Genomic DNA, 6,854 nt, shown 5'->3' with positions numbered 1-6,854 from the left:
GGCGGAGCCCCCCACATCGGGGGTCCGGGGGTCGCCCCCCGGGTCAAATGACGAAGGAGTGGCGGCGAGGACCCCCAGGGCTCCGAGCACACCACTCCCACTCCGAAGTGGGCGATACTGGGATTGAACCAGTGGCCTCTACCGTGTCAAGGTAGCGCTCTCCCACTGAGCTAATCGCCCTTGTGCGTGCTGCGAGGTGGAGACGGGATTTGAACCCGTGTACACGGCTTTGCAGGCCGTTGCCTCGCCTCTCGGCCACTCCACCAGAGCGAGACCTGATGGGGCCTCTCAGAGCGGACGACGGGATTCGAACCCGCGACCCTCACCTTGGCAAGGTGATGCTCTACCAACTGAGCCACGTCCGCGTGTCGGTCCGGGGGTCGCCCCCCGGGCTCGCATGGACAACTCTAGCGGAATCCTGGAGTGCTTGCGTACGGAGCGGCCTCGGAGTCGGTGAGGTCGGCGTGCAGGGTGTTCCAGAAGTCGAGTTCCTTGTCCTCTTCGAGGTGGGCGATGCGGCCCCAGAACTCGCGGTCCTCGGCTTCGTGGGCGGCGGCGAGGGAGAGGGCGGGCATGAGGGTGGTGCCGGCGTCGGCGGCGTCGAGGTCGGCGGGGGTGACGTCGGCGGGGAGGGCGACGGGGGTGGAGGGGCGGTGGTGCTTGCCGCGCTTGCGGACGCGGATCGGCGGCGTGGTGGGGGCTTTGGCGGCGGCGGCGCGGCCGGCGGCGAGGGCGACGGTGCCGCAGAGGATGAAGGCGAGGATGCCGCCGAGGACGACGTCCTGGGTGGGGAGCTGCTCGGCGGGGGCGCTGTGCTCGGCCTCGTGGGTCTTGGCGGCGGTGACGGGGGCGCCGACCTTGTCGACGGTGGGGGCGGGGGCGGCGTGCTTGGGGGTGTACTTGGCCTCGACCTTGATCTTGGACGGGTAGCCGAAGCCGACGACGGTGTCCATGTCGCGGGTCTTGCGCATGAGCTTGTAGCCGTCGGCGTTGCCCTCGATGGTGTGGAGGGTGCGGCCGTCGACCTTCTCGACGATGCCGACGTGGTCGATCTGGTCGATGTCGCCGGAGCCGTTCCAGTCGTAGAAGACGATGGCGCCGGGTTCGGGGTCGTGGCCCCAGGCGTCGTTCTTCTTGAACCACTGGGCGTGGTCGACGGTGGAGGCGAACTGCCCGGCCTGGTCGGTGACGTCGGCCTTGTCGGCGGCCCAGGCGAGGAACATGTCGCACCAGGGGGCGGTGGAGAAGTACTCGTCGTGGTCGCCGTCGACGTTCTTGCGGTACCACTCGCCGAACTTGGTGTACCCGTCGCCCTTCTCGGTGTAGCCGAGTTCGGTCTTGGCGATGTCGAGCAGCTTCTTGCCGATCGGGTCCATCTCGCTCCCCTGCGCCTCGCTCGTTCGGGCAGGGTGCGCCCGACCGGGGCGGAACGTGCCCCGCTCCAATGGTCACGCTCCGATCTCGACGGAATGTAGCGGAGGTAAACGAGGGGCGGCAAGCGGTTCCCGATAAACGGTCAAAACGGACTACTCAGTAGTAGCCACGCGGGAGGACGGTGACCGGACACGGCGCCGCGCGCAGCACCTTGAGCGCGACCTCGCCCAGGAAGACGCGGTGGGCTGCGGCGTCCTCGCTGGACGCGCACACGAGCAGCTCGCCGTCGGTCCAGTCCGCGTCGTCCAGCGCGTCGGCCACGTCGTCGCCCTCGGCGAGTTCGGCGGTCACCTCCTCCGGGAGCAGGTCGGCCGAGTCGAGGGCGAGCCGGATGGCGAGCGCCAGGTCGTCGCGGAGCGGGTCGCCGGCGACGTCCCCGACGGCGAGCGTGACGAGGCGGAGCGGCACCTCCAGCCGCTCGGCGGCCTGGGCGGCGCGGATGACGGCCTCCTCGCACTGGGGCCGCCGGACGTACATGACCGTGATCCGGCTCGGCTCGTCCGGCGGGGCGTAGCCGGACGGGGCGAGCATCACGGCCTCGGTCGCCGAGTGCAGCAGGTGGTCGGCGGCGGCGCCGATGCCGATCCGGCCGCGGGCGCCGCCCTCGGGGGAGCCGACGACGATCAGGTCGGCGCCGATCCGGCTGGCCAGCACGGTGAGCCCGCGCCCGACGCTGCGGCCCTCCTGGACGAGCAGGTCGGCGGGCTGGTCGTCCAGCTGGTCGGCGAGCTGGTCCAGCGCGGCCCGGGCCTCGCCGGCGGCGGCCGGCAGGTCCGGCGGGTGGACGGTCGCCACGCTGAGCCGGCCGCCGGTCAGCGCGACGATGCCGCGCGCGAGGTCCAGCGCCTCCCGGCCGCCCGCGTCGGGGACATAGCCGGCCAGGACGTGTTCACCGATCATGTACCGAGCATTCCCCCGGGGCGGCCCCTCAGACCAGATGGGATTTGAGGTACTTTTTCCTGGTTGTCACTCTTTGGGGGGATTTTCATGGGCGCCGAGGTTTCCGACCTCGAAGCCGGCCGCTGGAGCATCGATCCGGTCCACTCCGAGATCACCTTCACGATCCGGCACCTGATGACCACCGTGCGGGGCTCGTTCCTCGACTTCGGGGGCGAGGTCGTGATCGGCGAGGATCCGCTGGACTCCACCGCCCGCGCGGAGATCCGGATGGGCTCGATCGACACCCGCAGCGCCGAGCGGGACGAGCACGTCCGCTCCGCCGACTTCCTGGACGTCCAGCGCCACCCCGTGATGATGTTCACCGGCACCGGGATCGAGCGCGCCACCGTCGGCCGCCGCGCCCGCTCGCCCCGCTACCACCTGGACGGCGAGCTGACGATCAAGGACGTGACGCGTCCGGTGCGGCTGCTGACCGAGTTCCACGGCGTCGGCGCCGACCCGTGGGGCGGCACCCGCGCGGGCTTCACCGCGACGGCCGCCATCAGCCGCCGCGACTTCGGCATCGAGTTCAACGTCCCGCTGCAGGGCGACCGGGTCATGCTCGGCGACGAGATCACCATCGGGCTGGAGATCCAGGCCGTCCTCGCCACGGCGGACACCCCGGCCTGACCGGGTGCGCCCGACTCCGCGCGCCTGACATGTGGGCCTGACCATGCCCGCGCCTGGCCGCATCCCGGCCGGCCCCCGCATGGCCGGGACGCGGGAGTGTCCGGCTAGATGGCCGTGTGCGCGAGCCAGTGGTCCACCAGGGACGCGTCGCCGGTCACCTTCAGCCCGGCCGCGTCGGCCATGGCGAGCCGCCGGGCGAGCAGCAGCAGCAACTCCTGGACGGGCCCGGCGACGGTCACATCCGCGCCCCGCGCCCTCTCCTCGAAGCCTGCGCCCCCTTCAGAGCCCGGCCCCTCCTCAAAGACGGGCCCGTCCGGCTGGCGGGTGATCAGCCAGCCCGGCAGGGACGGCTCCGCCGGGCGCAGCCACAGCGTCTCGCCCGTCCCGCGCAACTCCGCCAGCTCCGGCTTGTGTGCGGCCGCCGTCGGCGCCGTCAGCAGCCCGAGGAACTCGGTGATCACATCGGCGGCGTGGTCGGGCGCCACCGTGAACGCGGTCCCCGCGGCCAGTGCCGCGTCGGCGTGGTGGACGGCGGACTCGTTCGCCATCCGCCGCAGCCACATGACGGTCGGCCACGCCCCGAGCATGGGGTGGTCGACGGTCTCGTCCGGCTTGGCCTCGACCGCGGTGATCAGTGCCTCCGCACCGTCGCTCAGCCAGCCGGGCCAGGCGGCGGGGGAGTCCGGCACCGTGCGGGGCAGGCTGTCGATGACGTCGGTGCCGCCCGTCCGCACCAGGTCGGTCGCCCACAGGTACGCCTGGCCGACGTGCCCGACCAGGTCCTGCAGCGTCCACTCCGGACAGGTCGGCACCCGCGTGGACGGGTCAGCGCCCGCCGCGACCTCCGCGAGCCCCCGGGCATGCTCGCGCAGGCCCTCCTTGAAACGTGCGGCCTCCAGCACGTCGTCTCCCTCCATAGGTCTTCTGCAGTGGTCTCCTCGTTGGCGCTCGTAAGGTAGGACCTCCAGCCTGCTGGAGGTTCAACTGGTGTGAGCGAAGACACAACGCTGGGGATCGGCGACCTGGCGGCGCTGACCGGGGTGTCCGTGCGCACGATCCGCTTCTACTGCGACGAGGGGCTTTTGGAGCCTGAGCGCAGCGCGGGCGGGCACCGGCGGTTCGACGCCGCGGCGGTGGACCGGCTCCGGTTCGTCCGGCGGCTGCGCGCCCTCGGGCTCGGCCTGCCGGCCGTCACGTCCGTCCTCGCCGGGGACCGCTCGCTGGAGGAGGCCGTCACCGCCGAGCGGCGCGCCGTCGACACTGAGCTGGCCGCGCTCGCCTGGCGCCGCGCCTCGCTGCGTGCCGTCGAGCAGGCCGCCCCGGCGGACCGGGCGGCGCGCCTGGACCTGCTCGCCGCCGTCCACGACGGCCCGGCCGCGCGGGACGTCCTGCTGGAGTTCTGGCGCCGCCGTATCCTGGTCCCGCTGCCGGACGCGGCGGTGCGCGAGTTCCTGGAGCGCAGCGTGCCGGAGCCGCCCGCCGACCCGACGCCCCGGCAGGTCGTCGCCTACGCCGGGATGGTCGCCGTCGCGAGCGATCGGCCGCTGCTGCGCGAGTTGCGCGCCCTCGGCCGGGTGAACGCCGACCGGGTGCGGGACGAGCCGACCCTGATCACCGGTCTCGGCGAGGCGGCGGCGCTGGCGGCCCCGCTGGTCGCCGCAGGCGCCGAGCCCTGCCCCGGTCCCGCCCTCGACCTGTTCGTCGCGGCGCACGCGGCCGGCCGGGACGAGCGCGACACCCGGCGCTTCCGGCGCGACCTGCTGCCCGCCGTCGCCATGGAGCAGGACCCGCGGCTCCGCCGGTACTGGACGCTGTTCTCCGAGGTCACCGGCGAGCCCGCGACCGCCGGAACGATCAACACCTGGCTGGTCGACGCGCTCGAACGCGACATCGCGCACGCCGCCGCCTGACGCTCTGACGGACTGGCCTGGAGCTCTGACGGACTGGCCAGGAGCTCTGACGCTTTGAAGCTCTGACGCTCTGGAGCACCCCTGCCGCACCCCCGGCACGCAGGCCCTGGCATGCCCCCTGGGCTGGCCCCTGGAGGCCCTGGTCCGCTCCCCGGAAGGCACTGGTCGGCGGCCGGAATACGCGCCCTGCACGCGCGGTTCCGGTAGAATAGTTGAAGGTTCTACTATTTCGGAGGCCGCCATGCAGTTCGGGATCTTCACGGTCGGCGACGTCACGCCCGACCCGACCAACGGCCGGGAGCCGACGGAGGCCGAGCGGATCAAGGCGATGGTGGCGATCGCGCTCAAGGCCGAGGAGGCGGGCCTGGACGTCTTCGCGACCGGCGAGCACCACAACCCGCCGTTCGTGCCGTCCTCCCCGACGACGATGCTCGGCTACATCGCGGCCCGTACCGAGCGGCTCATCCTGTCCACCGCGACCACGCTGATCACCACCAACGACCCGGTGAAGATCGCCGAGGACTTCGCGATGCTCCAGCACCTCGCCGACGGCCGGGTGGACCTGATGATGGGACGCGGCAACACCGGCCCGGTCTACCCCTGGTTCGGCAAGGACATCCGCGACGGCATCGCGCTCGCGATCGAGAACTACCACCTGCTGCACCGGCTCTGGCGCGAGGACGTCGTCGACTGGGAGGGCAAGTTCCGCACGCCGCTCCAGTCGTTCACCTCGACGCCGCGCCCGCTGGACGGCGTGCCGCCGTTCGTCTGGCACGGCTCGATCCGCAGCCCCGAGATCGCCGAGCAGGCCGCCTACTACGGCGACGGCTTCTTCGCCAACCACATCTTCTGGCCCACCGAGCACTTCCAGCGCCTCATCGGCCTGTACCGGCAGCGCTTCGAGCACTACGGGCACGGCTCCGCCGACCAGGCGATCGTCGGCCTCGGCGGGCAGGTGTTCATGCGCAAGAACTCCCAGGACGCCGTCCGCGAGTTCCGCCCGTACTTCGACAACGCGCCCGTCTACGGGCACGGGCCGTCGCTGGAGGAGTTCACCTCCGAGACGCCGCTGACGGTCGGCAGCCCGCAGCAGGTGATCGACAAGACCCTGACGTTCCGCGACCACTTCGGCGACTACCAGCGCCAGCTGTTCCTGATGGACCATGCCGGGCTGCCGTTGAAGACCGTCCTGGAGCAGATCGACATGCTGGGTGAGGAGGTCGTCCCGGTGCTGCGCAAGGAGTTCGAGGCGCTGCGCCCGGCGCACGTCCCGGCGGCCGCCCCGACCCACGCGTCCCGCCTCACCGAGGAGGTCCGATGACGACCCTCGCCGTCGTCTCCGCCGGGCTCGGGCAGCCGTCCTCGACCCGGCTGCTCGCCGACCGCCTCGCCGCCGCCGCGGCCGAGGCGCTCGGCGCGGACGCCGCCGTCGAGACGATCGAGCTGCGCGACCACGCGCACGCCATGGTCGACGCGACGCTCACCGGCTTCCCGTCCGGGCCGTTCCGGGAGGCCGTCGAGACCGTGGCGGGCGCCGACGGCCTCATCGCCGTGACGCCCGTCTTCAACGCGTCCTACAGCGGCCTGTTCAAGACGTTCTTCGACGTCGTCGAGCGGGACTCGATGGAGGGCAAGCCCGTGCTGCTCGGCGCGACCGGCGGTACGGGGCGGCATTCGCTGGCCATCGACTACGCGATGCGCCCGCTGTTCGCCTACCTGCGCGCGACCGTGGCCCCGACGGCCGTCTACGCGGCGTCGGAGGACTGGGGGAGCGGCGAGACCGGCCTGCCCGACCGCATCGCCCGCGCCGGCGCCGAACTCGCCGCGCTGATCCAGGCCCGTCCGGCCCCGGCCAAGGAGGACCTCTACGAGAACCCCGTGCCCTTCGAGCGGCTCCTCGCCGGCGGCTGAATCCCTTTTTAAGGCTTGGCTTATATAAGC

General features: G+C 72.1%; 7 protein-coding genes and 3 tRNA genes. 4 read left to right on the top strand and 6 right to left on the bottom strand.

What is annotated here, in order from left to right:
* Positions 1 to 108: 108 nt before the first annotated feature.
* The 5 genes from AB0K34_RS22420 to AB0K34_RS22400 form a co-directional block, all read right to left on the bottom strand.
* A tRNA-Val gene (locus tag AB0K34_RS22420) sits at positions 109 to 180 on the bottom strand.
* Positions 181 to 194: 14 nt separating this feature from the next.
* Positions 195 to 265 (bottom strand) — tRNA-Cys (locus AB0K34_RS22415).
* 27 nt (positions 266 to 292) lie between these two features.
* Positions 293 to 365 (bottom strand) — tRNA-Gly (locus AB0K34_RS22410).
* Between the two features lie 42 nt (positions 366 to 407).
* Entirely contained in the window at positions 408 to 1,376 is a 969-nt protein-coding gene (locus tag AB0K34_RS22405; protein WP_364550591.1) for a CHAP domain-containing protein, read from the bottom strand.
* Positions 1,377 to 1,530: 154 nt separating this feature from the next.
* Entirely contained in the window at positions 1,531 to 2,334 is an 804-nt protein-coding gene (locus AB0K34_RS22400; RefSeq protein WP_138640330.1) for a universal stress protein, read from the bottom strand.
* 87 nt (positions 2,335 to 2,421) lie between these two features.
* Here AB0K34_RS22400 and AB0K34_RS22395 point away from each other — a divergent pair, with 87 nt between their 5' ends.
* Positions 2,422 to 3,003, top strand: a complete 582-nt coding sequence (locus AB0K34_RS22395; RefSeq protein WP_138640329.1) for a YceI family protein — start codon at positions 2,422 to 2,424, stop codon at positions 3,001 to 3,003.
* Positions 3,004 to 3,107: 104 nt separating this feature from the next.
* Here the strand turns inward: AB0K34_RS22395 and AB0K34_RS22390 are convergent, their stop codons facing one another.
* Positions 3,108 to 3,920 carry a maleylpyruvate isomerase family mycothiol-dependent enzyme gene (locus AB0K34_RS22390; protein WP_205719557.1) on the bottom strand — a complete coding sequence of 271 codons (813 nt, stop codon included), beginning with the start codon at positions 3,918 to 3,920 and terminating at the stop codon, positions 3,108 to 3,110.
* 72 nt (positions 3,921 to 3,992) lie between these two features.
* Here AB0K34_RS22390 and AB0K34_RS22385 point away from each other — a divergent pair, with 72 nt between their 5' ends.
* The 3 genes from AB0K34_RS22385 to AB0K34_RS22375 all read left to right on the top strand — a co-directional run bounded on the left by AB0K34_RS22385 (position 3,993) and on the right by AB0K34_RS22375 (position 6,824).
* Positions 3,993 to 4,913, top strand: a complete 921-nt coding sequence (locus tag AB0K34_RS22385) for a MerR family transcriptional regulator (RefSeq protein ID WP_205719556.1) — start codon at positions 3,993 to 3,995, stop codon at positions 4,911 to 4,913.
* Positions 4,914 to 5,154: 241 nt separating this feature from the next.
* Positions 5,155 to 6,234 (top strand): LLM class flavin-dependent oxidoreductase, encoded by a 1,080-nt coding sequence (locus AB0K34_RS22380; RefSeq protein WP_138640328.1) that lies wholly within the window; start codon positions 5,155 to 5,157, stop codon positions 6,232 to 6,234.
* A complete protein-coding gene (locus AB0K34_RS22375; RefSeq protein ID WP_138640327.1) occupies positions 6,231 to 6,824 on the top strand; it encodes an FMN reductase in 594 nt (197 codons plus the stop codon). The genes AB0K34_RS22380 and AB0K34_RS22375 overlap by 4 nt, the downstream gene beginning before the upstream one ends.
* The last annotated feature ends 30 nt before the right edge of the window (positions 6,825 to 6,854 follow it).

The organism is Actinomadura sp. NPDC049382 (assembly GCF_040677125.1).
GTDB lineage: Bacteria > Actinomycetota > Actinomycetes > Streptosporangiales > Streptosporangiaceae > Spirillospora > Spirillospora geliboluensis.
This window is presented reverse-complemented; position numbering and strand designations above follow the sequence as displayed.

Bases quoted from the DNA above. Each gene is read 5' to 3' on its own strand.
- AB0K34_RS22400 (WP_138640330.1), bottom strand. From the start codon at position 2,334: ATGATCGGTGAACACGTCCTGGCCGGCTATGTCCCCGACGCGGGCGGC.
- AB0K34_RS22375 (WP_138640327.1), top strand. From the start codon at position 6,231: ATGACGACCCTCGCCGTCGTCTCCGCCGGGCTCGGGCAGCCGTCCTCG.
- AB0K34_RS22380 (WP_138640328.1), top strand. From the start codon at position 5,155: ATGCAGTTCGGGATCTTCACGGTCGGCGACGTCACGCCCGACCCGACC.
- AB0K34_RS22395 (WP_138640329.1), top strand. From the start codon at position 2,422: ATGGGCGCCGAGGTTTCCGACCTCGAAGCCGGCCGCTGGAGCATCGAT.
- AB0K34_RS22405 (WP_364550591.1), bottom strand. From the start codon at position 1,376: ATGGACCCGATCGGCAAGAAGCTGCTCGACATCGCCAAGACCGAACTC.
- AB0K34_RS22390 (WP_205719557.1), bottom strand. From the start codon at position 3,920: ATGGAGGGAGACGACGTGCTGGAGGCCGCACGTTTCAAGGAGGGCCTG.